Origin of the sequence: Halobacillus kuroshimensis DSM 18393 (assembly GCF_000425705.1) — a bacterium.
In the GTDB taxonomy this organism is placed as follows: domain Bacteria; phylum Bacillota; class Bacilli; order Bacillales; family Halobacillaceae; genus Halobacillus; species Halobacillus kuroshimensis.
The window spans coordinates 156915-183855 of the sequence record NZ_AUDY01000010.1; the positions used below are offsets into that span (position 1 = coordinate 156915).

The following is a 26941-nucleotide window of genomic DNA, read 5'->3' on the forward strand; positions in this document are numbered from 1 at the left end:
GGTGGATGCGCACCATAAAGAATTGAATTTTCAGACTAATTAACCTATACTTACAAATATAAACCCTGTATTTTTTTTGACCACTACATACCAACCGGTCAGTATCTAAAGGAGGCTCTTATGAAAACAAACGAAAAACAAACCGATTCCTCTACAGAACAAAAGGCTATCAAGCTTACTGCTCATGAAAGAATTCACCTGCTTGCTGATTACGGAACCTTTCTTGAACTCGGAAAATCTGCCCATTCATCTGTCCCGGGAATGGAAGAACGGACGCCTGCCGATGGGCTGATCGGCGGTTTGATCCGTGTCGATGGCCGGGAAGCGGTCGTTCAGGCGATGGATGTGAGTGTGTTATCTGGAACGGAAGGGGAGGTTCATCTCCGTAAAAGTGAGTATTTTCATCAGTACGCGAAAAAGAGGAAGCTGCCGCTTTTTAATTTATGTGAAGGCGGAGGGCTGCGGATGCCGGACGGGATGGGTTCAGACGGAATCAGTGACAAGCTTTTTCCGAACTGTCTGCTGGATCACTCCAGAGAAACACCGATCCTTACCGCCATTCTTGGGGACAGCTTCGGCGGTCCGACGTGGATGGCCGTGACATCGGATTTTGTCACACAGGTGCGCGGAACGGGAATGGCCGTAGCCGGGCCGAGGATGTTGGAGATGGCGAGTGGAGAAGAGATTACAGCCGAAGAACTTGGGGGGGCTGACATGCATGCGGCATATACAGGACAGATTGATCACGTCGCTGACACAGAGGAAGAAGCGATAACGGCTATGAAGCGGTTTTTCAGCTATCTGCCTTCTTCATATGAAGACACGCCTCCTTTTAAAGTATCTGTGCCTTCGCCCTCATCTTCAGGGGAAAACGCAACGGCTGTTGTTCCTTCGAACATGAGACGTCCGTATGACATGAATAAACTCATTCGTGAGATTGTCGATCCGGAATCCTTTATGGCTTACCGACCTTTTTACGGAAAAGCAATCCTGACAGGTCTTGCGCGTATGGACGGGCGAGTAACAGGAGTGGTGGCGAGTCAGCCGCTTCATATGGCGGGAGCTCCAGGGCCGGAGGAGTGTGATAAGGCGGTGGATTTCATCTGCCTCTGTGATTCCTATCATATTCCATTGATTTTTCTTCACGATACTCCCGGGTTCAGGATCAGCAGTCAGGCAGAAAAGCGGAAAATGCCTTCAAAGATTATGAATTGGAATACGGCGCTTGCTAAATCCACTGTTCCCAAGTACTCCATCGTCATTCGCAAAAGCATTGGAGCGGCTTATGGAAACATGGGTGGTCCAGGCATGGGGGCGGACCTGGTGGCTGCCTGGCCGGAGGCTGAAATTAACTTTACCGGCCCCGACGTCGGTGTGAATGTTGTTTATGGAAGGCAGATCAAGCAGGCGGACAATCCTTCTGAAGCCCGTGCGGCTTATTTGGAACAGTGGAGCTTCGACAGCTCACCAGCGAAAGCCGCGGGTAAGTTCTTGATTCAGGAAATCATCGAGCCGGAACAGACCCGGGATTTTCTGCTTCGGTTTTTACGAACGGCGTCGGATAAAAGTGAAAGACGGCTGGCAGACTGGCCGATGTCCACATAAGGAGGATTCGAATGAAAAGCGAAATGAAACGGCATCAAATAGAGAACATGTACCCTCTTGGAAAACACCCGCTTCTCGTATACGTCCAGCACCACGCAGAGGAGCGCCCGCATGAGGCGGCTTACTTTTATTATGGATCCACACTGACGTGGGCGGAGCTTTTGAATGATATTGAAAAGATGGCTGGATTTTTGTCACAGAAGGGCTTTGAAAAAGGGGATCGGGTCGGGCTTTATATGCAGAACAGCCCGCAGTATATCATTGCCCACTATGCCATCCAGTCAATTGGTGGGATTGTCTGTCCGTTGAACCCGATGTACAAAGCGAGCGAGTTAACCTATTTAATGAAGGAAGTCGGCATGAAAGGACTATTTACCGGCGGGGAACTGTTAAGTGAGGTGAGAAAAACAGACAGCGATCTTCATGCGGTTCTTGTCGTTTCTTACGAAGATTATATCCCTGAGCATACCGAATGGGAAGTGCCGGGTGACTTGAGGGTTCCGGATTTGAAACTAGAGAATAAGGAAACCCACTGGAGCGATGCTGTAAACGAATCGGAACCACAAAAAGCGTCTGAAAATGTCGATTTGAATGATACGGCACTGCTTGCTTTCACATCAGGAACGACCGGAAGACCGAAAGCGGCGATGCTCACATATGAGAATGCGCTTTACAAAACGGCAGCGGCTGTGGAAGCGAATGGGGTGGAAGAGGAAGAGACGTGGCTTGCGGTGATGCCGCTCTGTCATATCGCGGGAATGGTGATGGGCGTGAACATCCCAGCATTTACCGGTTCCCCCTGTGTGTTGTTTGCAAGGTTTGATCCCCGGCAGGTGGTCAAAGCACTGACTGCTTACGATGTGTCGGTGTGGTACAGCATCGCCCCGATGAATGAGGCTGTGTTATCCGTGGCGGACGGGGAAAAAGCGGATGCTCTGAGGCTCAATTTGTGTACGAGCTTCGGTATGCCTGTGACAGAAGATCTGGCAGAACGCTGGCGCTCTTTTGCGCCGGACAGTTCGTTGTATGAAGCGGCTTACGGTCTGAGCGAGACGCATACCGTGGACACCTATATGCCCGGTGAGGGTGTGAAATTCGGATCTGTCGGCCTTCCTGTTCCTGGGTCATTACTGGCTGTCCGCGATCCATTAACAAAAGAACAGCTGCCCCTCGGTGAGTCAGGGGAAATCGCTGTGAAAAGTCCCGGTGTTTTCAAAGGCTACTGGGGGAGGCCTGATGCGACAGCGGAAGTGCTGGTGGACGGATGGATGCATACGGGTGATATCGGTTATTTCGACGAAGACGGCTATTTATATTTCCAGGGGCGTCTGAAGGAAATGATCAAATCGTCAGGATTCAGCATTTTCCCTGAAGATGTCGAAGCATTACTGAAGGAACATCCTGCCATCTCCCAGGCGGCTGTCATCGGTGTGCCGGATGAATCAAAGGGGGAGGTCGTCAAAGCGTTCATTGTTCTAAAAGAGGAAGCAGCACTGGAGAAAGAAGCATTGATCCAATGGGCAAAAGCCCATATGGCCCGTTATAAAGTTCCGGCGTTTGTCGAATTCCGCACATCCCTCCCTCAGACCGGCGCGGGTAAAATCCTAAGGCGCGTGCTGAAAGAAGAATCCCGAGACTGAAAAAGAAGTACACAGGGGTGAGGAAAAGCGCTCGTTCCGAGTGAGGCCGTGCCCGCAACAGACATCTACGGATGAGCGGCACGTAACCATCCATACGAAAGAGACATCCATAGAAAAGAGGCGCAGTGAAAAGCGCCTCTTTTTAGTGAATTTCTTTTTTCTTAAAACGGCCGCCCCGCACTTCGGCGATATCTCCGATCGCCATGAAGGCTTGTTCATCGTGCTCTTGGACGAGCGCTTTCAGCTTCGCTTCCTCCAACCGGTTGATGACGCAGAAGATCACTTTTTTCTCGTCATTGGAGAAGGCTCCTTCTCCTTTCAAAAAGGTGACGCCGCGGCCGAGGCGCTGGATGATGGCTTCACTGATGCTCTCGTATTCATCGCTGATGATATGTACAGCCTTTGATTCATCCAGTCCTTTAATCGTAATGTCGATCATTTTATAAGCAACAAAATAGGCGAGCAGGGAATACATTGCCCGGTCCCATCCGAAGACGAAGCCCGCGCTTCCAAGGATGAACAGGTTGATGAACATAATGATTTCCCCGACAGAAAAGGGGATTTTGCTGCTGATCAGAATTGCAGAGATTTCTGTCCCGTCAAGACATCCTCCGTAGCGGATGACCATTCCTACACCGATCCCGAGGATAAATCCCCCGAATAATGTCGCAAGCAGAATATCATCGGTAAAGGCGGGGACCGGATGAAGTACAGTTGTGGCCGTTGAAAGGATGGCAATGCCGTACACCGTTGACCAGGCAAATGTTTTTCCAATCAAGTTATATCCAAGAAAGAAAAATGGGATATTCAATAGGAAGATGAACAGCCCGAGTTTCCATTCCGTCAAATGCGACAGGATAATGGAGATTCCGACGATTCCACCATCAATGACCTGATTAGGAACGAGGAAAATTTCCAGTCCTACCGCCATAATGATGGCACCGAGCGTGATGAAAACCGCGCGTTTTGTAAACTCCTTGGACGTAATTTTCAGATGCTGGACTTGTTGACCGCTGATGGCAGGTCCCTCCATTTATATCAATTTTTATAAAAATCGTTTACGAACATCCGGCGATGGTATAGGACAAGTAACGTCTTTTTTTCCGAACCATTTGTAACGATTGGATGCAAACCACCGGTAAAAAGCGTTGCGCAGCGGTCTTGGGATCAGAATCAAAAAGTACGCAAGCTTCCAGAATCCTTTCAACTGCCGGCTGATCGTTAAAGCGGCGGTGAATTCCAGACGGGCTTTTCCGTTCTGGATTAACACAAGACTGTCGGTGTCGTCAGGAATGTTATACTGCAAAAGCAGTTCTCGTCCCTTGTCACTTTGAAGCGATGCAAATTGAAACCGGCTGCGTGGATCTCTTTGAATGATAAACTGGACACTTTTGTCGCAGAAATGGCAGTCCCCGTCGAATAATATGATGGCACTCATACGTATCACCTCATGTATGATTATACCATTTTATGCAGGGATCCTCTAAGGAATTTCAAGAAAACGTCTGCTTTGGAAAAGCGTCACAGCGTCTCTTTTTCTCATACGCTATGAAGGGAAGGAGTGGTGGATGTGCTGCTTTTCACATATCTGTTCATCGGCGTGTTTTTCTGCTTTTTTAAAAAAGAACCGGTGCTGAAGGACAAACAGGAGCAGGCGGTATATATGTTTTATCTGCTTGGATGGATTGTTCTATGGCCGGTGTTTCTTATACGAAGACTCATGCGAGGGATTTAAAGGCAGAAACGCAAAAGATTGCCGGTCATAGTCGGAGGGTGGGTGCAGACAATAAGAGAGGCTTTAAGCCAACCGATTTGAGGAGTGATCAGGATGGAAAAGAAAAATGTGCAGTGGCTGCCGGTTATCGCTTCGGTCGGTATCGGTGCGGCCACATACAGCATGATGACTGGTCAGGCCGGACAATTGCAGAATGTCATCCCGAGTTTAGCGAAGATGTCCGGGAAACAAGGAACAGCCTCTAATCAGTAAATGAAAAAGGCATGCAGATGACTGCATGCCTTTTTCCACGTCCATTTATATAAGATGTGTGGAATTCTCGGTTGGTAGTTGGATGGATCGTTTATCAATTTCTTGCGTGACTAAGTGAACAAATTCGTCGTCCAGCTGAAGCTTTACAGACTCCAGATAGGTTTCCAGCAAGGTTTGATCATCAAGCAGTGACAAAACGATACAACTCCTTAGCGTATGATTCGTTATTATTTTATTGACATTTACTTATTCTAGCAAAAAAATCTGTTTCATCATGAGTAGAAAGACCTGTTTTGCACAATTGATTGAGGATTAAGAAATTATTCTTCTATACGATTGATGCGGACGTGTACATTCCTGTTTGTTCGTGTCTAAACAACAGGAATAGCGGAAAGTGGGGAGGGGACACTGGATTTCAATTGTATTTCTTTTGTATTTGCTTTAGTATAGCGTAATAAGCTGAGGAACGATGGTTTGAACGGAGCAGCGATAGGATAGAATAAGGAAATAAGGACGTTTTTTAGGGAAGGGTGTCTTATGGAGAATAAAAGAGGAAACCTTGTGATGTTTCCTGGATGGAAATCGAGACTGGAGCAGTCGGGACTGGAGGCTTTGAAGGAAAAGCGCTACAAGGAAGCGGCTGAAGCCTTCGAACCACTTGTTGAGTATAATCAGGCCGGCCATGATGTCATTACAGGGCTCCTGATGAGCTGGATTGAGCTCGGTCATTTTGATCAGGCTGAGGAATTGTGTCAGGAGCAGATGAAGGAAACGATCGACCAGTATTACCATTACTTACATATCTATATTACGATCCTTTTCCAAAGCAGCCGTTACAGCGATATTATTGACCTGCTCGATGAAGTTTTTGAATCCGAGGACATCCCCCATCAGAGCCGTACACAGCTGTGGCAGATGTATGAAGTGAGCAGAAAGCTTTTGGAAGACAGCCGCAGGGAGCAGGGGAAGGAATTGTCTCTCGCCTTCAAGGAAGCCTTGGAATCAGATCACATACATAAGCAGTGGCAGACCCTCGATCAACTAAAGAAACAGGACCCCCATGATTATCTGGAGGAGTTTATCGTCTACCTTCAGGAACCAGTCGTACACCCCATGGTAAAATCCTCGATTTTGGAATGGTTTAGAGATGGACGTGTGGATAGAGAAGTGGCCCTGACTAAATTCGGGGTCGAGATGACTATTGTCCCCGGCCATTTATCGATGCTTCAGCATGATTACATTATGAAGCAGATCCAGATGAGGCTCGGCCAGGTGGAACAGAAAAACCCGACCATGTACGAGATGGTGAATAACCTGCTGTTTCACTACTGTTATGTTCGTTACCCGCTGTTCCCTGATGAAGAGGAAGTGCCGCTGCTCGTCGAGGCGCTGAAACAGCTCGGACATGAATACCTGCAGCTTCCATATAAACCGGATCCCCATTTAGAAGAAGTGGACCGGTATAAATCAGAAATTGAACTGTGTGAGCAGCATTATGTTTTCGTGACCGGTTCCTAGAAAAACCAATGAGGGTCACGCCTTGAAAGCAGCGGGGATTATGTTATAATGTAATGGTTGCAAAAGAGATTCGTATGTAATCAGAGTCATAGAATCAGTAAACCATCGTCTCCGGACGAAAATGTGAATAGATGTTGGAGGGAATTTTTTATGTCAGCAAAATGGGAAAAGCAAGAAGGCAATGTAGGTACATTAACAGTTGAAGTACCTGCAGGCGAGTTCGACAAAGCGCTTGATTCTGCCTTTAAAAAAGTAGTTAAACAGGTACAGGTACCTGGATTCCGTAAAGGGAAGGTACCTCGTAAATTATTCGAACAGCGTTTCGGAGTAGAATCTCTGTATCAGGATGCTCTTGATATCATCCTTCCGGAAGCTTACTCTAACGCAGTGGACGAAGCGGGCATCGAGCCGGTTGACCGTCCCGAAGTTGACGTGAAGCAGATCGAAAAAGGCCAGGACTTGATTTTCACTGCTGAAGTAACGGTGAAGCCTGAAGTGAAACTTGGCGAATACAAAGGTCTTACTTTTGAAGAAGAAAGTACAGAAGTTACAGACGAAGATGTAGACAGCGAACTGAAGCAGATGCAGGAGCGTCAGGCTGAGCTTGTTGTTAAAGAAGAAGGTTCCATTGAGAACGGCGATACAGTCGTTATGGACTTCGAAGGTTTCGTTGATGGGGAAGCCTTCGAAGGCGGCCAGGCGGATAACTACTCTCTTGAAGTAGGTTCCGGTTCTTTCATCCCTGGTTTCGAAGAGCAGCTTGTTGGTAAGCAGGCCGGCGAAGAAACAGAAGTGGAAGTCACATTCCCTGAAGAATATCACGCAGAAGAGCTTGCTGGTAAAGCAGCTACTTTCAATGTGAAAGTTCACGAAATCAAAGGCAAAGAGCTTCCAGAACTTGATGATGAATTCGCGAAAGATGTCGACGAAGAAGTCGAATCCCTGGAAGAACTTAAAACGAAAACACGCACGCGTCTGGAAGACCAGAAGAAAACCGATGCAGACAACCAGAAGCGTGAAACTCTTGTAAACAAAGCTTCTGACAATGCAGAGGTTGAAATTCCGGATGCCATGGTCGACACAGAGCTTGACCGTATGGTTCAGGAATTCGAACAGCGTCTTCAGATGCAGGGCATGACGAAAGACATGTACTTCCAGTTCACTGGTCAGGACGAAGACGCCCTTCGCGAGCAGATGAAAGAAGATGCTTCGAAGCGTGTGAAAACGAACTTGACTCTTGAAGCTATTTCCGAGGCGGAAAATGTCGGCGTAACCGACGAAGATGTCAATGCTGAACTAGAAAACATGGCTGGCATGTACCAGACAGATGTTGCTCAGCTGACGCAGATGCTTGGCGGTAACACGGACATGATCAAAGAAGATCTGAAAGTCCGCAAAGCCATCGACGTTCTTGTCGAAAACAGCAAAGCTGAATAATACTGGTGGAAGACAAGGTGCCCGGGTACCTTGTCTTCTCATATATTTTCTTCGGAAACACCGTTTAGGCGGGGTGGTTTGTGGGGAAAATAATGATACTTCCAAGCGTTTTTACATATACTATTTAAGATGCTCAAAGGTTTGACTTATGCGTTTTATATCTACATAATGAGGGTGTCGCAGGAATTGACGGCACACCTCTAAAAGGTATTGCTTTTGTGTTTGGAGTTTATTTGGTATGATGGGCAAAAGAAGCGAAACGTTGGCGTCGTATCAGTAACTTCAGTCGCAACGATTGCGTCATTTTATTAAGGGGTGAAACGTATGTTTAAATTTAACGATGAAAAAGGACAATTGAAATGTTCTTTCTGCGGAAAGAGTCAGGAACAAGTCCGAAAACTCGTTGCAGGACCTGGCGTATATATATGTGATGAATGCATTGAATTGTGCACAGAAATCGTGGAAGAGGAGCTTGGCAACGAAGAAGAGGTGGAGTTCAAGGAAGTTCCGAAACCTCAGGAAATCCGTGACATTCTGAATGATTATGTCATCGGACAGGATCAGGCGAAAAAGAACCTCTCCGTCGCTGTTTACAACCACTACAAGCGTATTAACGCCGGAGTGAAAAATGATGAGGTGGAGCTTGCGAAGAGTAACATTCTGATGCTTGGACCTACCGGAAGCGGTAAAACACTGCTTGCCCAGACCCTTGCACGTATCTTGAATGTTCCGTTCGCTATTGCAGATGCCACGTCTCTTACAGAAGCCGGTTATGTCGGTGAAGATGTGGAGAACATTCTTCTTAAACTGATCCAGGCTGCTGATTATGATGTAGAGAAAGCAGAAAAAGGAATCATCTATATTGATGAAATCGATAAAGTAGCACGTAAATCCGAAAACCCTTCCATTACACGTGATGTGTCCGGTGAAGGTGTTCAGCAGGCGCTTCTTAAGATCCTTGAAGGAACGCAGGCGAGTGTTCCTCCACAAGGTGGACGGAAGCATCCTCATCAAGAATTCATCCAGATTGACACGACGAATGTCCTGTTTATCGTGGGTGGGGCCTTCGATGGGATCGACCAGATTATCAAACGCCGCCTGGGCAGAAAAGTGATCGGATTCGGCTCCGAGCAGGTGACGGACGAAGCAGAGAAAAAGGACCTTCTGACGAAAGTGCTGCCTGAAGACCTTCTAAGCTACGGTCTTATTCCGGAATTCATCGGACGTCTGCCGGTTATCGGCAGTCTTGAGCAGTTGGATGAGGAAGCGTTGGTTGAAATTCTTACAAAACCGAAAAACGCTCTTGTCAAACAGTATCAGAAGCTGCTTCAAATCGACCATGTTGAGCTGGAAATGGAAGAGGAAGCGCTTCGTGAAATTTCCCGTCTTGCCATTGAACGGAAGACAGGGGCACGCGGCCTCCGCTCCATTATCGAAGGCATCATGCTTGATGTGATGTATGAACTTCCTTCCCGCGATGATATTGAGAAGTGTATTATCACGAAAGATACAGTCAAAGCGGAAAACGGCCGTCCAAAGCTTGTGCTTACAGATGGAACCGTAGAGGATGACAACAAACAGTCACCGAAAGAAAGTGCGTAACGCCTGAGGGGGTTCCCCTTGAAAAAGCCGTGCTACGAATAACTGTAGCACGGCTTTTTTATAGGGGCTTTGCAGGCTCGACCCAAGCATGAAACCGTGGTTTCTGCTTATAATAGGGATACCATAAGGAAAGCTCCCCTGCCTGACTCGAGGCCGGGGCTATGCGTGTTGGCACCATCTGGTATCGTTTCGTTTACTTTCCACTTACATTTCTATATGATTAAACTACGTATCCGCATTTATCGGAGGTGCAAATAGATGACAGACAAACAAAGAAACAATATACCTCTACTTCCTCTCAGAGGACTGCTTGTCTACCCGTCCATGGTGTTACACCTGGATGTCGGCCGGGAGAAATCTGTCCAGGCCCTGGAGCAGTCCATGATGGATGATAATGAAATTTTTCTTGTTTCTCAAAAAGAAGTGAACATTGATGAACCAGCGTATGAAGACCTTTATTCCGTAGGGACTGTAGCCCGCGTCAAGCAGATGGTGAAGCTTCCGAACGGAACCAACCGTGTGCTCGTCGAGGGGCTGCACCGGGCAGGTATGGATGAATTCAGTGAGGATGGCGACTTTTACCGGGCCTCTATTAAAATCATTGAAGATGAACATGAAGATAAAAACGAAGAAGAAGCATTGATGCGCATGCTGCTCGAACAATTCGAGAAGTTTGTGAAAGTTTCGAAAAAAGTCACACAGGAAACGTACAACACTGTAGCGGACACGGATGATCCAAGCCACCTGGCTGATATCGTCTCCTCCCACCTGCCGATTAAATTGAAGGACAAGCAGGATGTGTTGGAAACCCGTAATGTGAAAGAGCGCTTGAATAAGCTGATTGAACTGATCGGCAATGAACGAGAAGTGCTGCAGATCGAACAGAAGATCGGTCGTCAGGTGAAAAAATCGATGGAGAAAACGCAGAAGGAATACTATCTCCGCGAACAGATGAAAGCGATCCAGAATGAACTCGGTGATAAAGACGGGAAAACTGGAGAAGTCGCTCAGCTGAAAGAGAAAATCGACAAGGCTTCCATGCCGGAACGGGTGGAACAGGTTGCTCTTAAAGAGCTTGGCCGTTATGAGAAGGTGCCTCAGAGTTCTGCAGAAAGCTCTGTCATCCGCAACTACATCGAATGGCTCGTTTCTCTGCCTTGGTCTGAGGAAACGGAAGACAACCTGGATGTAAACCGTGCGGAAGGTATTTTGGATGAAGATCACTACGGACTTGAGAAAGTGAAGGAACGGGTACTGGAGTATCTGGCTGTCCAGAAGCTCACCCAGACGATTAAAGGGCCGATTTTATGCCTTGCCGGACCTCCAGGGGTTGGGAAAACATCTCTGGCCAAGTCTATCGCACGTTCCATCAATCGTAAATTCGTCCGAGTATCTCTTGGTGGTGTGAGGGACGAAGCTGAAATCCGTGGTCACCGCCGGACCTATATCGGAGCGATGCCGGGTCGGATCATTCAGGGAATGAAGCGGGCGGAAACCGTCAACCCTGTTTTCCTTCTGGATGAAATCGACAAAATGGCAAGCGATTTTCGGGGGGATCCTTCTTCTGCGATGCTTGAAGTGCTCGATCCAGAGCAGAACGGGACATTCAGTGATCATTTCATTGAAGAAAACTATGACTTATCGAAAGTTATGTTCATAGCTACGGCGAACAACGTAGCCAACATCCCCGGACCGTTGCGCGACCGGATGGAAATGATTACGATCGCCGGTTATACAGAAGTGGAGAAACAGCAGATTGCCAAAGAGCATCTGCTTCCCAAACAGATTAAGGAAAACGGACTGAAGAAAAGCCAGCTGCAGGTGAGAGAAGAAGCCCTTCTCAAACTGATCCGCCGCTATACCCGTGAAGCGGGTGTCCGGGGATTGGAAAGAGAACTGGCCGGATTGTGCCGGAAAGCGGCTAAAATTATCGTAGCCGGTGACAAGCAGCGCGTCGTCGTCACCGAAAAAATGCTTGAGGAACTTCTCGGCCGTCCAAAATTCCGTTATGGACGGGCAGAGCTTGAAGATCAAATTGGTGCAGCCACCGGTCTTGCCTATACGACAGCGGGCGGGGATACACTTTCTATTGAAGTGTCCATCTATCCAGGAAAAGGCAACTTGACGTTGACGGGTAAACTGGGAGATGTCATGAAAGAATCCGCTCAGGCTGCATTCAGCTATATCCGTTCACGCGCGGCTGAGCTTGATATTGATCCGGAATTTGTGGAGAAGAATGACATCCACATTCACGTGCCTGAAGGAGCGACACCGAAAGACGGGCCTTCAGCGGGTATCACGATGGCCACCGCTCTTGTTTCCGCTCTTACCGGACGTCCTGTCCGCAAGGAAGTCGGGATGACTGGTGAAATCACACTCCGCGGCCGTGTGCTTCCGATCGGCGGCTTGAAGGAGAAATCCTTGAGTGCGCACCGGGCGGGCTTGACGAAAATCATTATTCCTGATGAAAATAAGAAAGACCTGGAAGATATTCCAGACAGTATTAAAGAAGGCTTGACCTTCGTCCCTGTGAAACACTTGGATGAAGTATTGGATCAGGCATTGGCGGAGGGTGCACATGAAGGTTAATACCGCAGATATCGTCATTAGTGCGGCGAGCAGGAAACAGTATCCCAACCAACCGATTCCGGAGATCGCCCTTGCCGGGCGGTCCAACGTCGGTAAGTCATCGTTTATTAACAAGATGATTCAACGAAAGAACCTGGCCCGGACATCTTCCAAGCCGGGAAAAACGCAGACGCTTAATTTTTATATCATTAATGATAAATTCCATTTCGTTGATGTGCCCGGCTATGGGTATGCGAAAGTTTCCAAAAAGGAACGGGCCAAATGGGGAGAAATGATGGAGGAATATTTTGCCGAGCGTGAACAGCTGAAAGCGACAGCGCTTATCATTGACGTCCGTCATAAGCCTTCCGAGGATGACCAGGCGATGTATGACTATTTGAAGCATTTTGACGTGCCGGTGATGGTCATTGCAACAAAGCTGGATAAAATTAAAAAAGGGCAGCGCCATAAGCAGCTGAAAATGATTCAGGAGGTGCTGGAAATGGAAGAAGAGGATACCCTTATTCCATTTTCATCCGAAACAGGTGAAGGAAAAGATAAAGCCTGGAAAGCGATGCTCTCTCATCTGCAGGTATAAAATCAGACCGTTCTCCCTATGGGAGAGCGGTTTTTTTATGTATTTTTCTATTAAAGAGGAGGAATATAGAGTATTTATAAGGCATATGTAGTATTTATGCATTATATCCGCTGTACCCTTCTATATACCCATTTTTAGAATCTCACTAATTTTGGGAAATATTTGATAAATCGATATACTTTTAATATTACAGAACGATGACAAACAGAGAAGGGATGATACAGGGCTGATGAAGAAAATGAATGGAATGCTGCTGTTATTCATGACTCTGGTGCTTTTCCTTGCTGCTTGTGGAAGCAGTGAAGAAGGAGCTTCCGGAGATGAAGGAGACAGTGGTTCAGAGGATACATCAGAAAATAATACGGATTACGAGCTGGTGGAGGAAGGGACATTTACCTTTGCGGCTTCCGGAGAGTTCCGTCCTTTCAGTATGACAGGGGCCGATGGAGAGATGGAGGGCTTCGATATTGATGTAGCCAACGCCATTGCAGAGGAACTGGGACTTGAACCAAGTCCTCAGAAACAGAAGTTCGCAAGTATTGTAGAAGGGGTGAAAACCGGTCGTTTTGACGCAGCGGTCGCCAGCCATACGATTACAGACGAGCGTAAGCAGGAGGTGGACTTCTCGACACCTTATTATTACTCAGGTGCACAGATTTTCACCCGTGCAGACAGTGACATTGAAACCCTTGAGGATCTGGAAGGCAAAGAAATAGCTCTTTCTAAGGGATCCACATACAGTCAGTATGCAGAAGAAGTGACGGAGAATATAAAGACCTACGACAGTGATGTTGTGGCCCTGCAATCCTTGTCCAAGGGCCGTCACGATGCTGTCATTACCGATTTTCTGACCGGAAAGGAAGCTTCCGGTGAAGGACTGGATATCGAGGCGAAGGAAATGATTGAACGCAGCGAGCAGGCCGTCGCTGTATCGAAGGAAAACACAGAATTACTAGATGAGATCAATACAGCGCTGGAAACACTTCGAGAAAATGGAACCCTTTCTGAAATCAGTGAGGAATATTTTGGAGATGACATCACAACGGCTCCTGAATAAACCGTGATGTTAGACAGAAACGAAGGTGAAGAGTGCGCAGTCGCGTACTCTTTTTCATATGACAGAGGAGTTGGTGCAGATGTATTTGAATGTTGTTCATTTCTGGGATTCATTGATCAGCAGCCGGGGGATGTTCTTTGAAGCGGCTCAACTGACGCTCGCCTTAACGGCTGTATCCATCTTTATTGCGATTTTCATCGGACTTATGTTTGCTTTTATGAAGATTTCCGATATCAAAGTGTTGGAATGGATAGCGAATATCTACATTTATGTAGTCAGAGGAACACCGTTGATCGTCCAGATTTTTGTTTTCTACTACGGGCTGACCGAAATCTGGATGATCAGTGGGTTCTGGTCGGTAGCGCTCGGTCTTGCCTTCCATAATGGAGCCTATATTGCTGAGATATTCAGAGGTTCGATTCAGTCGATTGGAAAAGGGCAGACGGAAGCAGGGCGCTCCCTCGGAATGAGTCAGGCGCTTACGATGCGCCGGATCATTCTGCCTCAGGCGTTCAGGCGTGCATTGCCACCGCTGGGGAATCAGTTTATTATTGGGTTGAAAGATTCATCCCTGGCTGCATTTATCGGGGTATCGGAGATTTTCGCTGTCGCCACCACTCAGGGGGCGAATACCTTTGATTACATGACCTGGCTGCTCGTCAGTGCGGTATGGTATTTGATTCTGGTCTTCCTGCTGACCCTTGTTGTCGGGGCTGTTGAGAAGAAACTGGCGGCCAGCGATTAATGGAGGAGGAAATCGATTGTCTGATTATATGATTGAAGCGAATCAATTAAATAAATATTTTGGGGACCTGCACGTCTTGAAGGATATTGACTTTCAAGTAAAGGAAAGTGAAGTCGTCGTATTGATCGGGGCCAGTGGTTCTGGGAAAAGTACGATGCTTCGCTGCCTCAATTTCCTGGAAATGAAAAATGGCGGAGAGCTTTACATTCAGGGGAAAGAAATCAATCCGAAGAAGGATAACCTGAACGAAGTGCGCCAGCGGGTCGGAATGGTATTCCAGCACTTCAATCTGTTTCCGCATAAAACGGTGCTCGGGAATGTAATGGAAGCTCCGCTGCAGGTGAAAAAGCTCTCCAAGGCGCAGGCGGGAGAGGAAGGGAAGCAGCTGCTTGAAAAAGTCGGGCTCGGCGATAAGGCGGATGTATTCCCGTCCCGCTTGTCCGGCGGGCAGAAGCAGCGTGTAGCCATCGCCCGCGCCCTGGCCATGAAGCCTGAAATCATGCTGTTTGATGAGCCCACCTCAGCGCTTGATCCGGAGCTTGTCGGAGAAGTGCTTCAAACGATGAAGACCCTTGCTCAGGAAGGGATGACGATGGTCGTCGTTACGCACGAAATGGGCTTTGCCCGTGAAGTGGCCGACAGAGTCGTGTATATGCACGATGGAAAGATCGTCGAGAGCGGGACCCCACAGGAGATTTTTGAAAATCCGAAAGAAGAGCGGACACAAGCCTTCTTAAGTTCCATCCTGTAAAATAAAAACAAGGCTGTCGATGACATTCATCGACAGCCTTGTTTTTCTGCTTCCCTTATGGTTTCTTTTTAAGAAGATACAGACCGAAGGCAATCAAGGCCAGAGGCCAGAACCTTTCGAGTAAAAGGAAGAATTGGTTGATCCACTGCATCCAGGCAGGCATTGTAGGTGAAAAAAGGACGAAAGCTCCTGTTCCGAGCAGGACAAGGGCTGGAATGAGTCCTTTTTTTGTTTTTCTATACTGAAGCAGAAAGGCTGCGCCGACAATACAGAGATAAACGCCCCAGTGATCGCGCCAGAAAGCCAGTTGATCAACAGCTAGAAAATGAATCCCGAAACCAGTAACGATCGTTCCTGTAAACAGACTGGAAGTATCTTTACTCACATAGCTGTGAAATAAAAAGGCTGCGCCGACCAGAACGAGCAGGAACGGCCACGAGTAAAACGGCTGCAAGTGGGGAATATTGAGATGACGAAGAAAAAAATACGCACCCAGTCCAATGAAGAGAAACCCAAGCAGGGTATGGTTTTTATTCAATGTGCTCACATCCAGTCATTATGTAATGATAATGTTTGTTCCTTGATATTCTCCTGTAGATTTGGTATATTACAAACGAATTATAAATTAGATTCGTTCTAATCTAATAATTATAAGTATTTGATTGAATAACTCTATTTCATCCTATCATAACAGATTCAAGATCTGTTCATAATTGGGACAAAAAATCTTCCGTTATTTATGTTATAATCTACACTACAGGAGAAAATCTGCACGTGTAATGGGGGTATACGAAATGCACATTATAGCCGTCGGTCTTAATTACAAAACAGCCCCTGTGGAAATTCGAGAGAGGCTCACATTTTCTGAAGAGAAGCTTGAGGAAGCTATGGCTCAGTTGAACGGGCGTAAAAGTGTCCTGGAGAATGTGATTATTTCTACATGCAACCGTACGGAAATCTTCGCCGTTGTGGACCAGATCCATACAGGGCGGTATTATATTAAACAGTTTTTAGCTGACTGGTTTCAAGTGGATAAAGAGGCGTTCACCTCTTACCTTGCGATATATGAAACAGATGGAGCTGTCGAGCATCTGCTGCGCGTCACTTCCGGCCTTGATTCCATGGTCCTCGGAGAGACGCAGATCCTTGGACAGATGAAGCAGGCCTTCCTGCGTGCACAGAATGCAGGCACGACCGGAACCATTTTCAATCAGCTGTTCCGACAGGCCGTCACCATGGCGAAAAAAGCACATAGTGACACGGAAATCGGTGAAAACGCTGTCTCGGTCAGTTATGCAGCTGTTGAACTGGCTCGGAAAATATTCGGTGACCTCGTTCATAAGCACATTGTGATTCTGGGCGCCGGAAAAATGGGCGAACTGGCCGCCAAAAACCTTCACGGCTCCGGTGTCCGTAAAGTGACCGTCATCAACCGCACGCTGGAAAAAGCACGGACTGTTGCCGGTCAATTTAACGGGTATGCCAGGACGATGGATGAACTGGAAACGGTACTCGCTGATGCCGATATCGTCATCAGTTCTACAGGTGCGTCCGAATATGTGATTACGAAGGAAATGATGGAGCCTGTCCATAAGAAACGGAAGGGCAGGCCGCTGTTCTTCGTCGATATTGCTGTGCCTAGAGACCTGGATCCAGCGATGGAATCCTTGGAAAGTGTCTTCCTCTATGATATTGATGACCTTCAGGGAATCGTAGATGCCAACCTGGAAATGCGCAGGCAGGCCGCAGAGGAAATCGAGATTATGATGGAAGCGGAAATCGTGGAGTTCAAGCAGTGGCTCCAGACAATCGGTGTAGTTCCGGTGATTTCTGCGCTTCGTTCCAAAGCCCTCGACATCCAGTCGGAAACGATGAAAAGCATTGAACGGAAAATGCCTGACTTATCCGATCGTGAACGGAAAGTGTTGAACAAGCATACGAAGAGTATCGTCAACCAAATGTTAAAAGAACCGATTTCACAGGCCAAGGAACTGGCGGCCCAGCCGGATTCTGAAGAAACCCTGAAGCTGTTCACCCAGATCTTCGGTATTGAAGAGCAGGTGGAAAAAGAGGTCCAGCAGCAGGAAAAAAAGAACAGCTCAGCGAATGAGCGTCATATAGAGGCCGATCACTCTGTTTCCATCATCAGCCCTATGATTCATTCCTGAGGGGGGCGGCTCCATGTTTGAGTTGAAATGGGTGTACGAGCTGATCCTATTCCTATATGGACTCAGCCTGATCGGGTATTTTATTGATTTTGTCCAGACAAACCGGAAGGCCAACCGTGCGGCCTTCTGGTTGCTTAGTATGGTCTGGGTTCTGCAAAGCGTTTTTCTGTTGTCCCAGTTTTTTATGAACGACAACTTTCCAATCATGACGGTGTATGACGGCTTATATTTTTATACGTGGATTCTGGTCACGTTTTCCCTATTAATCAACCGGCTGTTCAAGATGGATTTTCTCGTATTCTTTACGAATGTTGTCGGTTTTTTGATTATGATTATTCATATTTTCACAAGGGCTCAAAATGTAATGGAGAAGGAAGGGGTGGCGCTGGTCAATGAGCTTCTCGTCATCCACATCAGCCTGGCGATTATCTCCTATGGCTTTTTCACGCTTTCCTTTATTTTCTCCATCATGTATTTACTGCAGTACCGGCTGTTAAAAAAGAAAAAATGGAATGCCAAATTGTTCCGGCTCGGGGATTTAACTAAGCTGGACCATTTTTCTTATGTTGCGGTCATTTTAGGCGTGCCCCTCCTCCTCATCGCTATCATTCTCGGGGTTGTCTGGGGCTATGTTTCAACAGATGTGTTCTACTGGTATGATTTTAAGACGCTCGGCTCTTTCCTCGTGTTAATCGGTTATATGATTTATCTCATTCTGCGGGTGGTTAAAGGGTATCAGGGACGGACCATTTCCATATTTAACGCCGCCGCCTTTTTATTTCTGCTTATCAATTTCTTTTTATTCAGCTCTCTATCCAACTTTCACTTTTAAAGAGGAGGAACAAGCATGAGGAAAATCATTATCGGCTCTAGAAAGAGTAATCTGGCCATCACTCAGACGGAATGGGTGATCGATCAGCTGAAACAGATTGATCCATCCTACGATTTCGAAATCAAGCGCATCACGACAAAAGGTGATCAGATTCTTGATGTGACGTTATCTAAAGTCGGAGGCAAAGGCTTGTTCATCAAAGAGATCGAACAGGCGATGTACGACGGTACCATTGATATGGCTGTCCATAGTATGAAGGATATGCCGGCTGTAGTGGCCGAAGGGTTGACAGTCGCTTCCGTGCCGATCCGTGAAGATCACCGCGATGCGTTCGTTTCCAATAATCACGTTGCCTTGAAGGATCTTCCGGAAGGCGCCATTGTAGGGACAAGCAGTCTCCGCCGTGGGTCTCAGATCAAAGCGGTCCGTCCGGATCTTGAAATTAAATGGATCCGCGGGAATATTGACACACGCCTTAGGAAATTGAAAGAGGAAGATTATGACGCTATCGTTCTGGCCGCTGCCGGTTTGAAGCGGATGGGCTGGGATGACAACCTCGTCACAGAGTATTTGGAGCCGGAGGTTTGTGTACCTGCTGTCGGTCAAGGAGCGCTCGCCATCCAGTGCCGTGAAGAGGATAAAGAACTGCGTGATTTTCTTATGAAACTGAATCATGAATACACGCAGACGACAGTGGCGGCCGAACGGAAATTCCTCCACGATTTGAATGGCGGCTGCCAGGTTCCTATTGGTGGATACGCGTACCGGAAAGGCGATGACATCGTCCTTACCGCTTTAGTGGGAACGCCGGATGGCAACACAATCCTTCATGAAACCGTAACCGGACAGGATCCAATTGAAGTCGGCAGACAAGCGGCTGATCTTTTAAGAGACCAGGGGGCACAGGAAATCGTTGATCGTGCCAAAGAGGAGTATGGTCAGTAATGGACGCGCCACTGCAGGGGAAGAACATCCTCATTACTAGAGGCAGATCCCAGGCGGCGCCGTTGAAAGAGCGGATCGAGGAAGCGGGCGGTGTTCCAAGACACACCCCGCTTCTCGCTTTTCAATTGAACGATCAACAGAAAAACGAACACATAGAAGATGAACTTCACGAATTTTCCTGGATTTTTTTAACCAGTTCCAATGCCGTGAAGTTTTTTTTCAAATGGCTGCATAGATATGGCTTGGTTCTTCCTGATCAGGTCCGTATGGCTGTCATCGGCACAAAAACAGATCGGGCGCTGCAGAGGTATGGAAGAAAAGCGGATTTTTTGCCTGCATCCTTTCAAGCGGCTAAAATGGAAGAGGAATTTTTTCAAATGTACCCGGATCCGGGAAAGCTTTTATACATACGGGGAAACCGTTCCCGGGACGTTCTTCCGGAAGCTTTTCGTAAACGTGGCGTGTTTTTCAAATCGCTGACCGTTTATGATACGCTGTTATTGACGAGTAATCAGAAAAATATTACCAGCTGGCTGGAGAACGGGGACCTGGATGCCTTAACGTTTACAAGCCCGTCCACCATACAGGCTTTTAGAGCGGTGACGAAGGGCAGCCGGGAAAGTGGGTTGTCCCTGCCCTGCTTCTGTATAGGACCGACGACGGCCCGGAAAGCGGAGGCGGAAGGGTTTACCTGCGTGTTTACTCCGCCGCAGTATACCATAGAACACATGGTGGAACAGATGGTTTTCTATTTTAAGAACGAAAGGAATCGATAGGAATGAAAGATCTGCAATTTAAACGGCACCGTCGACTGCGCCGTACGGAATCCATGAGGGCCCTCGTAAGAGAAACACATCTGCGCACAGATGATTTGATCTATCCGATTTTTGTCGTTGAAGGCCGGGATATTAAAAATCCAGTAGCTTCTATGCCGGGAGTCCATCAAGTGTCTCTTGACCACTTGACGTCCGAAATGGAGGAGCTTGTGACGCGAGGCATCCGTTCAGTGATCGTCTTCGGAGTTCCTGGACATAAGGATGACGTCGGGAGTGAAGCTTATAATGAAGAAGGCATCGTCCAGCGTGCGATCCGCCAGATTAAAGAAGAGGTGCCTTCCTTGACCGTCATTGCTGATACGTGCCTGTGCCAGTATACCGATCACGGCCACTGCGGCATCGTTCGTGACGGGGACATCGATAACGATGAATCCTTAACCTACATTACCCAGACAGCTGTCACCCAGGCACAGGCCGGTGCGGATATTATTGCTCCGTCCAATATGATGGACGGCTTTGTTGCAGCCATCCGCCGGGGACTTGATGAAGCCGGCTTCAGCCATATTCCAGTGATGTCCTATGCCGTGAAGTTTGCGTCCGCCTTTTACGGACCATTCCGCGATGCTGCTCACAGCTCTCCTCAGTTTGGAGACCGCCGTGCCTATCAAATGGATCCATCCAACCGACTGGAAGCTCTTAGAGAAGCAGAGTCTGACGTCGAGGAAGGCGCTGACTTCCTTATCGTCAAACCGGCACTGGCTTATCTCGATATTATGCGCGAAGTGAAAGACCGTTACAACCTGCCTGTCGTCGCCTACAACGTCAGCGGCGAATATTCCATGATCAAGGCTGCTGCCCAGAACGGCTGGGTCAATGAAAAAGAAATCGTCCTTGAAAAGCTGACCGCTATGAAGCGGGCCGGTGCGGATTTGATCATTACGTATTTTGCTAAAGATGCGGCAGACTGGCTGAAGGAAGACCAATCATAAGAAGGAAGGTGCTGACGATGAAAAACTTTGATCGTTCCAAACAAGCGTATCAGGAAGCTGTAGAATTGATGCCCGGGGGAGTCAACTCTCCAGTTCGTGCATTCAAATCCGTAGGCATGGATCCCATTTTTATGGAAAAAGGAGAAGGCTCCAGGCTCTTTGATGTCGACGGCAACGAGTATATCGATTATGTCCTGAGTTATGGCCCGTTGATCCTCGGCCATGCCGATGAAAGGGTGACCGATGCTTTAACAAAAGTGACGGCCCATGGAACAAGTTTCGGAGCGCCGACAGAGATTGAGAATCAACTGGCTGATCTCGTTCGCGAGCGCGTTCCTTCTATTGAAATGCTGCGTATGGTCAACTCCGGGACAGAAGCTACGATGAGTGCCTTGAGAGTGGCACGCGGCTATACCGGCCGGGATAAAATCCTTAAATTTGAAGGGAACTATCATGGTCATGGAGACTCTCTGCTGATTAAGGCTGGATCCGGGGTGGCGACACTCGGACTTCCTGATTCGCCTGGTGTTCCAGCTTCCATAGCCCAAAACACGATTACGGTCCCATACAACGATCTGAAAAGTGTCCAATATGTCTTTGAAGAGTACGGGGATGACCTGGCGGCGGTCATTATTGAGCCGGTTTCCGGAAACATGGGTGTAGTCCCTCCGAAGGAAAGCTTTCTCCAGGAGCTTCGCCAGCTGACAGAAGACAATGGCACGGTTCTGATCTTTGATGAAGTTATGACGGGCTTCCGTGTCGGCTATCACAGTGCTCAGGGCCATTACGGTGTCACACCGGATATGACCTGCCTCGGTAAGGTAATCGGCGGCGGACTTCCTGTCGGTGCCTATGGTGGGAAGCGTGAAATCATGGAACGTGTCGCGCCGGTTGGTGATATCTACCAGGCAGGGACGTTATCAGGAAATCCGCTTGCCATGACGGCCGGGTACCAGACGATATCGGCGATGACAGAGGAAGCCTATGCTTCCATCAGTGAACGTGTGGATCAGCTGATTGAAGGTTATAAAAAGGCGGCCGAAACCTACGACATTCCACTTACTGTTAACCGCGCAGGTTCCATGGTCGGTTTCTTCTTTACCAACGAACCTGTCTATAACTTTGAAACGGCCAATCAATCTGACCTGGACATGTTCAAGAGATACTATCAGGGCATGATTCAGGAAGGTGTCTATCTTCCACCTTCCCAATTTGAAGGGATGTTCCTTTCCGTGAAGCACACGGAAGCAGACATTGAACAAACGATTGAGGCGGTCAACAAAGTATTTTCAACACTTAAATAAACACCCCTTTTAGAAAACAGGCAGCCGTTATCATCGGCTGCCTGTTTTCTTTTGAAAGAAGACCGGTGGGCAGCAGGATGTTTTACGGCGATTCCTCCCATTCATGTATATAACGATATCTTCCGCATAAGGTGTTAGTAGAGAACAGGAATACCTTAGGGAGGGACTCTGGATTGCCGAATAAACAAAATGTATTTTCCTTTTATCTGGATGAATCGATATGGTTTCAGGAAGGACAGGGTGTAAGAGAGCTGATTGGTATTTCTTTGGAGCCGGATATTACGATTGAAGACCGCGGAGATGAAGTCTGCCTGAAGGGGACCGTTGATCTCGGCGGTGAATATATTCCGACGGGTCCTCAATCCGAAGCGGAGCCATCGGGAGCTTCGGGAGCAAGGGTGATGGACTGTGTCGAGGCGCAGGAGGATGGTGTCTACGTCTTTTCCCACGCTTTTCCAGTAGAAATACGGGTCCCGTTGGAGCGTGTTTCCAATTTGGATGATGTGCTGATTGATATTGAGACGTTTGATTATGAACTGCCGGCTGACCGTCAGCTCCGCCTTCACGCACAAATCACGATTAACGGAGTCGAGGAAGCCCGGAATGAAGCGGCCAATGATGATGCGTTCGATGAGCCTGTCCAGGCGGGACCTGTCAACTTCAAGGAGGAAACGCCGGAAGCAGAGCGGGCGGTCCCCGAAAAAGAAGCCCCTGTATTCCGGATGAACGGACAGGAACAGGAAGAACAGGAGCAAGAGGATGACGGACGCTGGTTTTACAAGAAATCACAAAGCTTTCCTGAATTTTTCGGAACAGAGCAGGAAGCTGTCCATGACATCCAGCCTTCCTCCGATAGTACGTCAGACTGGGGAGAGGTCAGTGTGGAGGAATCCTCAGAGTCCAGTGAATCTGAGGCGGCCCCTGGTGGGATGGATGGCATCAAACAAATTTTCAAGCACTTGTTCCCGAACCGTGAGGATACGTATACTCGGATGAAAATGTATATTGCCCAGGGGGAGGAGACCTTGACATCCATTGCTGAGAAGTATGATGTTCCGGTCAGACAGCTGGAGCGTGTGAACAGCTGTGATGAGGATGTAGCCCCTGGACAGATTGTGTATATTCCTGATTAAATCCATTTGTATTTAAAAGCCAGCCACAGACCGATGACGAGTCCGAGAAGGAAAATATCGAAGGTCGTCGGCCAGAAAATGGTACGTAAAGCCTGGAAAATCACAATCGGAAGCAGAGAGGTTTCAATGACAATCAACCACGTCTTACACCATGGAGGCAGCCGGTAGCGGTACATTCGGCTCATCTGTTCACCTCGTTTCTTAAATCCAGAAGCCCGCAGGCCCTGTCTGCGGGCTTCTGCATATTTTTTGTCAGACAGTTGACTAAAGACGTATGTTCTATATACAATATGTAATATAGTCTTTATACGTGAAATGCTTAGATAGGGAGTAGTACGTAATCATTTCTTTCAGAGAGGAAAACAAATGGTGGAAGTTTTCCATGAACCCTGATTATGAAAGTCGCCCTTGATGCAGCTTCTTTGAACATCAGTAGGAGAAGCCGGTTCGAAGCCGTTATGATTGTGAGTGTGCAGGAGTCTCTCCTGTGAAATAAGGTGGTACCACGGAAATCAAACCCTTTCGTCCTTTTACTGGATGAAAGGGTTTTTTTATTTTCTCGTCTGGTAAACCCCTTGCAGAGTGTAATGACTGATATCAATTAAAGGAGGAAGATCAGAATGAGTGAACAGGATCTTTCAATGCCAACCAAATATGATCCGGCCGCTGTCGAAAAGGACCGGTACCAGTACTGGGTGGATGGGAAATTTTTTGAAGCGGAAGGTGATACGGACAAAGAACCGTATACCATCGTTATTCCCCCGCCGAACGTTACAGGAAAGCTTCACCTCGGCCACGCATGGGATACGACCCTGCAGGATATTTTATCCCGTGTGAAGCGGATGCAGGGCTATGATGTCCTGTGGCTGCCCGGGATGGACCATGCCGGTATCGCTACACAGGCGAAGGTGGATGCCAAACTTCGTGAACAGGGGGTTTCCCGTCACGACCTCGGCCGTGAGAAATTCCTTGATAAAGCATGGGAATGGAAGCATGAATATGCGAAGTTCATCCGCGCGCAGTGGGAAAAGCTCGGCCTCGGCCTTGATTATTCCCGCGAACGGTTTACGCTTGATGAAGGTCTTTCAGATGCTGTTAAGGAAGTATTCGTTACTTTATATGAAAAAGGCTTGATTTACCGAGGGGAATACATCATCAACTGGGATCCGGCTACACAGACGGCTTTATCGGACATTGAAGTGGAGTACAAGGATGTCCAGGGAGCGTTTTATCATATGCGCTACCCGCTGAAGGATGAAGAAGGATCCATAGAAATTGCTACGACCCGTCCAGAGACGATGCTTGGGGATACCGCCATTGCGGTTCACCCGGAAGATGAGCGCTACAAGCATCTGATCGGTAAAAAAGCGGTTCTTCCTATTGTGGGAAGAGAAATTGAAATTGTTGCTGATGACTACGTCGACATGGAATTTGGTTCAGGTGCTGTGAAGATTACGCCGGCTCACGATCCGAATGACTTTGAAATCGGGAACCGCCACAGCCTTGAGCGTGTGCTCGTCATGAATGAAGACGGTACGATGAATGAAAATGCCGGGACGTACAAAGGTATGGATCGTTTTGAATGCCGCAAGCAGATTGTCAAAGATCTTCAGGAGCAGGGCGTCCTGTTTGAAATAGAAGATCATATGCATTCCGTCGGTCACTCCGAAAGAAGCGGCGCTGTAGTCGAGCCCTATCTTTCCACACAGTGGTTTGTTGATATGAAGCCGCTGGCGGATGCCTCCGTTGACCTTCAAAAAGGAGAGGAAGCCGTTCAGTTTGTTCCGGACCGTTTTGAAAAACCATATCTGCATTGGATGGAGAACACCCGTGACTGGTGTATTTCCAGACAGTTGTGGTGGGGCCATCGCATTCCGGCCTGGTACCATAAAGAGACCGGTGAAATCCATGTAGGCAAGGAAGCGCCGAAGGACCCGGAGAACTGGAAGCAGGATGATGATGTCCTGGATACGTGGTTCTCTTCCGCCCTCTGGCCGTTTTCAACGATGGGCTGGCCGGATGAAGACAGCAGTGACTACCAGCGCTACTTCCCGACCAACGTTCTCGTAACCGGCTATGACATCATCGGTTTCTGGGTGAGCCGAATGATTTTCCAATCGCTTGAATTCACTGGTGAACGTCCGTTTAACGACGTTCTCATCCACGGGCTTGTCCGTGATGCTGACGGCCGTAAAATGAGTAAATCCTTAGGAAACGGTGTCGATCCTATGGATGTCATAGAGAAATACGGCGCGGACTCACTCCGTTACTTCCTGTCCACCGGCTCATCACCAGGCCAGGACCTGCGATTCCACTGGGAAAAGGTGGAATCGACATGGAACTTCGCAAACAAGATCTGGAATGCCTCCCGTTTTGCTCTGATGAACATGGGCGGGTTGAAATTTGAGGATATCGATCTATCCGGAGAAAAATCCGTTGCGGATCAATGGATTCTCACACGACTCAACCAGACGATCGAGCAGGTGACGACCAACATTGATAAATACGAATTCGGGGAAGCCGGACGTCACTTGTATAACTTCATCTGGGATGATTTCTGTGACTGGTATATTGAAATGGCCAAACTTCCATTGTACGGAGAAGATGAGCAGCGCATTCATACTACGCGTTCGATTCTGGCTTATACACTGGATCAGACCATGAGAATGCTTCATCCATTCATGCCGTTCATTACAGAGGAAATCTGGCAGCACCTTCCTCATGAAGGGGAATCCATTACCCAGGCATCATGGCCTGTCGTAAGAGAAGATTTCCATAATGAACAGGCGGTTGCGGAAATGGATCGTCTTGTTTCCATCATCCGTTCCGTTCGTAACATCCGTGCGGAAGTGGATACACCAATGTCCAAGCAGATCCAGCTGCTCATTCAGGCGAAGGATGAGGATGTTGTTCAGGAGCTTGAGAAGAACCGCTCCTATGTAGAGAGGTTCTGCAACCCGAGTGAACTGACGATCGCCACCGATTTGCAGGCCCCTGAAAAAGCGATGTCCGCCGTTGTTACAGGCGCTGAACTTTATCTGCCGCTGGCAGGCCTGATCAATATCGAAGACGAAATCAAGCGTCTGGAGAACGAATGGAAGAAATGGGATCAGGAAGTGACTCGTGTGCAGAAGAAGCTTTCCAATGAAGGCTTTGTAAGTAAAGCCCCTGAGCACGTGGTTGAGGAAGAGCGGAAGAAAGAAACCGATTATCTCGATAAACGTACGAAAGTGGAAGCACGTATTAAAGAACTGAAAGCATAAGAGGAGAAGGAGGGTATTCTACG

25 protein-coding genes and 1 other annotated feature are annotated in these 26941 nt (G+C 47.9%); of the genes, 20 read left to right on the forward strand and 5 right to left on the reverse strand.

Annotation, left to right across the window (positions count from 1 at the left end):
• Positions 1-120 precede the first annotated feature (120 nt).
• Complete coding sequence (locus H615_RS0111190; protein ID WP_027955230.1) at positions 121-1605, forward strand: acyl-CoA carboxylase subunit beta; 1485 nt, start codon at positions 121-123, stop codon at positions 1603-1605.
• A gap of 11 nt (positions 1606-1616) precedes the next feature.
• Complete coding sequence (locus tag H615_RS0111195; RefSeq protein WP_051254687.1) at positions 1617-3245, forward strand: class I adenylate-forming enzyme family protein; 1629 nt, start codon at positions 1617-1619, stop codon at positions 3243-3245.
• Between the two features lie 142 nt (positions 3246-3387).
• Here the strand turns inward: H615_RS0111195 and H615_RS0111200 are convergent, their stop codons facing one another.
• Both H615_RS0111200 and H615_RS0111205 read right to left on the reverse strand, forming a co-directional pair.
• Positions 3388-4278, reverse strand: a complete 891-nt coding sequence (locus H615_RS0111200) for a YitT family protein (RefSeq protein WP_027955232.1) — start codon at positions 4276-4278, stop codon at positions 3388-3390.
• A gap of 12 nt (positions 4279-4290) precedes the next feature.
• Complete coding sequence (locus tag H615_RS0111205; protein WP_027955233.1) at positions 4291-4683, reverse strand: thiol-disulfide oxidoreductase DCC family protein; 393 nt, start codon at positions 4681-4683, stop codon at positions 4291-4293.
• Positions 4684-4815: 132 nt separating this feature from the next.
• Here H615_RS0111205 and H615_RS22335 point away from each other — a divergent pair, with 132 nt between their 5' ends.
• Both H615_RS22335 and H615_RS22560 read left to right on the forward strand, forming a co-directional pair.
• Positions 4816-4980 (forward strand): hypothetical protein, encoded by a 165-nt coding sequence (locus H615_RS22335; protein WP_156896479.1) that lies wholly within the window; start codon positions 4816-4818, stop codon positions 4978-4980.
• A gap of 93 nt (positions 4981-5073) precedes the next feature.
• Complete coding sequence (locus H615_RS22560; RefSeq protein ID WP_169516198.1) at positions 5074-5232, forward strand: hypothetical protein; 159 nt, start codon at positions 5074-5076, stop codon at positions 5230-5232.
• Between the two features lie 45 nt (positions 5233-5277).
• Here H615_RS22560 and sda read toward each other — a convergent pair whose 3' ends face one another.
• Positions 5278-5427 carry a sporulation histidine kinase inhibitor Sda gene (gene sda / locus H615_RS22810; RefSeq protein WP_277988129.1) on the reverse strand — a complete coding sequence of 50 codons (150 nt, stop codon included), beginning with the start codon at positions 5425-5427 and terminating at the stop codon, positions 5278-5280.
• A 342-nt stretch (positions 5428-5769) separates the two neighbouring features.
• On the opposite strand from sda, the gene H615_RS0111225 reads away from it, so the two are divergent.
• The 8 genes from H615_RS0111225 to H615_RS0111260 all read left to right on the forward strand — a co-directional run bounded on the left by H615_RS0111225 (position 5770) and on the right by H615_RS0111260 (position 15508).
• Positions 5770-6750: a tetratricopeptide repeat protein gene (locus tag H615_RS0111225; protein WP_027955234.1), complete on the forward strand. Its 981-nt coding sequence runs from the start codon at positions 5770-5772 to the stop codon at positions 6748-6750.
• A gap of 150 nt (positions 6751-6900) precedes the next feature.
• Positions 6901-8187: a trigger factor gene (gene tig, locus H615_RS0111230; protein ID WP_027955235.1), complete on the forward strand. Its 1287-nt coding sequence runs from the start codon at positions 6901-6903 to the stop codon at positions 8185-8187.
• 324 nt (positions 8188-8511) lie between these two features.
• Complete coding sequence (clpX, locus tag H615_RS0111235; protein ID WP_027955236.1) at positions 8512-9789, forward strand: ATP-dependent protease ATP-binding subunit ClpX; 1278 nt, start codon at positions 8512-8514, stop codon at positions 9787-9789.
• 258 nt (positions 9790-10047) lie between these two features.
• The gene (gene lon / locus H615_RS0111240) at positions 10048-12378 is read left to right on the forward strand and encodes an endopeptidase La (RefSeq protein WP_027955237.1); all 2331 of its coding nucleotides are present in this window, start codon (positions 10048-10050) and stop codon (positions 12376-12378) included.
• Complete coding sequence (yihA, locus tag H615_RS0111245; protein ID WP_027955238.1) at positions 12368-12955, forward strand: ribosome biogenesis GTP-binding protein YihA/YsxC; 588 nt, start codon at positions 12368-12370, stop codon at positions 12953-12955. Before lon ends, yihA begins: the two co-directional genes overlap by 11 nt.
• A 229-nt stretch (positions 12956-13184) precedes the next feature.
• A complete protein-coding gene (locus H615_RS0111250; protein WP_027955239.1) occupies positions 13185-14012 on the forward strand; it encodes a transporter substrate-binding domain-containing protein in 828 nt (275 codons plus the stop codon).
• A gap of 79 nt (positions 14013-14091) precedes the next feature.
• Complete coding sequence (locus H615_RS0111255) at positions 14092-14757, forward strand: amino acid ABC transporter permease (protein WP_051254688.1); 666 nt, start codon at positions 14092-14094, stop codon at positions 14755-14757.
• Positions 14758-14785: 28 nt separating this feature from the next.
• Positions 14786-15508: an amino acid ABC transporter ATP-binding protein gene (locus H615_RS0111260; RefSeq protein WP_027955241.1), complete on the forward strand. Its 723-nt coding sequence runs from the start codon at positions 14786-14788 to the stop codon at positions 15506-15508.
• Positions 15509-15563: 55 nt separating this feature from the next.
• On the opposite strand, the gene H615_RS0111265 is transcribed toward H615_RS0111260, so the two are convergent.
• The gene (locus H615_RS0111265; protein ID WP_027955242.1) at positions 15564-16046 is read right to left on the reverse strand and encodes a LiaI-LiaF-like domain-containing protein; all 483 of its coding nucleotides are present in this window, start codon (positions 16044-16046) and stop codon (positions 15564-15566) included.
• A 256-nt stretch (positions 16047-16302) separates the two neighbouring features.
• On the opposite strand from H615_RS0111265, the gene hemA reads away from it, so the two are divergent.
• From hemA to H615_RS0111300, 7 genes are all read left to right on the forward strand, one after another.
• A complete protein-coding gene (gene hemA, locus H615_RS0111270; protein WP_027955243.1) occupies positions 16303-17676 on the forward strand; it encodes a glutamyl-tRNA reductase in 1374 nt (457 codons plus the stop codon).
• A gap of 13 nt (positions 17677-17689) precedes the next feature.
• Entirely contained in the window at positions 17690-18508 is an 819-nt protein-coding gene (locus H615_RS0111275) for a cytochrome c biogenesis protein (RefSeq protein ID WP_027955244.1), read from the forward strand.
• 15 nt (positions 18509-18523) lie between these two features.
• On the forward strand, positions 18524-19453 hold the full coding sequence (hemC, locus tag H615_RS0111280) for a hydroxymethylbilane synthase (RefSeq protein ID WP_027955245.1): 930 nt from the start codon (positions 18524-18526) through the stop codon (positions 19451-19453).
• On the forward strand, positions 19453-20229 hold the full coding sequence (locus tag H615_RS0111285; protein WP_027955246.1) for a uroporphyrinogen-III synthase: 777 nt from the start codon (positions 19453-19455) through the stop codon (positions 20227-20229). Before hemC ends, H615_RS0111285 begins: the two co-directional genes overlap by 1 nt.
• Before the next feature lie 2 nt (positions 20230-20231).
• Positions 20232-21218: a porphobilinogen synthase gene (gene hemB, locus H615_RS0111290; protein WP_027955247.1), complete on the forward strand. Its 987-nt coding sequence runs from the start codon at positions 20232-20234 to the stop codon at positions 21216-21218.
• A gap of 17 nt (positions 21219-21235) precedes the next feature.
• A complete protein-coding gene (hemL, locus tag H615_RS0111295; protein ID WP_027955248.1) occupies positions 21236-22522 on the forward strand; it encodes a glutamate-1-semialdehyde 2,1-aminomutase in 1287 nt (428 codons plus the stop codon).
• Between the two features lie 173 nt (positions 22523-22695).
• Complete coding sequence (locus H615_RS0111300; RefSeq protein ID WP_027955249.1) at positions 22696-23655, forward strand: LysM peptidoglycan-binding domain-containing protein; 960 nt, start codon at positions 22696-22698, stop codon at positions 23653-23655.
• Here H615_RS0111300 and H615_RS0111305 read toward each other — a convergent pair.
• A complete protein-coding gene (locus H615_RS0111305; protein ID WP_027955250.1) occupies positions 23652-23840 on the reverse strand; it encodes a hypothetical protein in 189 nt (62 codons plus the stop codon). The genes H615_RS0111300 and H615_RS0111305 overlap by 4 nt on opposite strands.
• Before the next feature lie 126 nt (positions 23841-23966).
• Positions 23967-24188 (forward strand) — a binding site (T-box leader).
• 87 nt (positions 24189-24275) lie between these two features.
• On the opposite strand from H615_RS0111305, the gene H615_RS0111310 reads away from it, so the two are divergent.
• Positions 24276-26918, forward strand: coding sequence for a valine--tRNA ligase (locus H615_RS0111310; RefSeq protein WP_027955251.1), 2643 nt, complete (start codon positions 24276-24278; stop codon positions 26916-26918).
• Positions 26919-26941 lie beyond the last annotated feature (23 nt).

Bases quoted from the DNA above. Each gene is read 5' to 3' on its own strand.
- H615_RS0111190 (WP_027955230.1), top strand. From the start codon at position 121: ATGAAAACAAACGAAAAACAAACCGATTCCTCTACAGAACAAAAGGCT.
- H615_RS0111195 (WP_051254687.1), top strand. From the start codon at position 1,617: ATGAAAAGCGAAATGAAACGGCATCAAATAGAGAACATGTACCCTCTT.
- H615_RS0111200 (WP_027955232.1), bottom strand. From the start codon at position 4,278: ATGGAGGGACCTGCCATCAGCGGTCAACAAGTCCAGCATCTGAAAATT.
- H615_RS0111205 (WP_027955233.1), bottom strand. From the start codon at position 4,683: ATGAGTGCCATCATATTATTCGACGGGGACTGCCATTTCTGCGACAAA.
- H615_RS22560 (WP_169516198.1), top strand. From the start codon at position 5,074: ATGGAAAAGAAAAATGTGCAGTGGCTGCCGGTTATCGCTTCGGTCGGT.
- H615_RS0111225 (WP_027955234.1), top strand. From the start codon at position 5,770: ATGGAGAATAAAAGAGGAAACCTTGTGATGTTTCCTGGATGGAAATCG.
- tig (WP_027955235.1), top strand. From the start codon at position 6,901: ATGTCAGCAAAATGGGAAAAGCAAGAAGGCAATGTAGGTACATTAACA.
- clpX (WP_027955236.1), top strand. From the start codon at position 8,512: ATGTTTAAATTTAACGATGAAAAAGGACAATTGAAATGTTCTTTCTGC.
- lon (WP_027955237.1), top strand. From the start codon at position 10,048: ATGACAGACAAACAAAGAAACAATATACCTCTACTTCCTCTCAGAGGA.
- yihA (WP_027955238.1), top strand. From the start codon at position 12,368: ATGAAGGTTAATACCGCAGATATCGTCATTAGTGCGGCGAGCAGGAAA.
- H615_RS0111250 (WP_027955239.1), top strand. From the start codon at position 13,185: ATGAAGAAAATGAATGGAATGCTGCTGTTATTCATGACTCTGGTGCTT.
- H615_RS0111255 (WP_051254688.1), top strand. From the start codon at position 14,092: ATGTATTTGAATGTTGTTCATTTCTGGGATTCATTGATCAGCAGCCGG.
- H615_RS0111260 (WP_027955241.1), top strand. From the start codon at position 14,786: ATGATTGAAGCGAATCAATTAAATAAATATTTTGGGGACCTGCACGTC.
- hemA (WP_027955243.1), top strand. From the start codon at position 16,303: ATGCACATTATAGCCGTCGGTCTTAATTACAAAACAGCCCCTGTGGAA.
- H615_RS0111275 (WP_027955244.1), top strand. From the start codon at position 17,690: ATGTTTGAGTTGAAATGGGTGTACGAGCTGATCCTATTCCTATATGGA.
- hemC (WP_027955245.1), top strand. From the start codon at position 18,524: ATGAGGAAAATCATTATCGGCTCTAGAAAGAGTAATCTGGCCATCACT.
- H615_RS0111285 (WP_027955246.1), top strand. From the start codon at position 19,453: ATGGACGCGCCACTGCAGGGGAAGAACATCCTCATTACTAGAGGCAGA.
- hemB (WP_027955247.1), top strand. From the start codon at position 20,232: ATGAAAGATCTGCAATTTAAACGGCACCGTCGACTGCGCCGTACGGAA.
- hemL (WP_027955248.1), top strand. From the start codon at position 21,236: ATGAAAAACTTTGATCGTTCCAAACAAGCGTATCAGGAAGCTGTAGAA.
- H615_RS0111305 (WP_027955250.1), bottom strand. From the start codon at position 23,840: ATGAGCCGAATGTACCGCTACCGGCTGCCTCCATGGTGTAAGACGTGG.
- H615_RS0111310 (WP_027955251.1), top strand. From the start codon at position 24,276: ATGAGTGAACAGGATCTTTCAATGCCAACCAAATATGATCCGGCCGCT.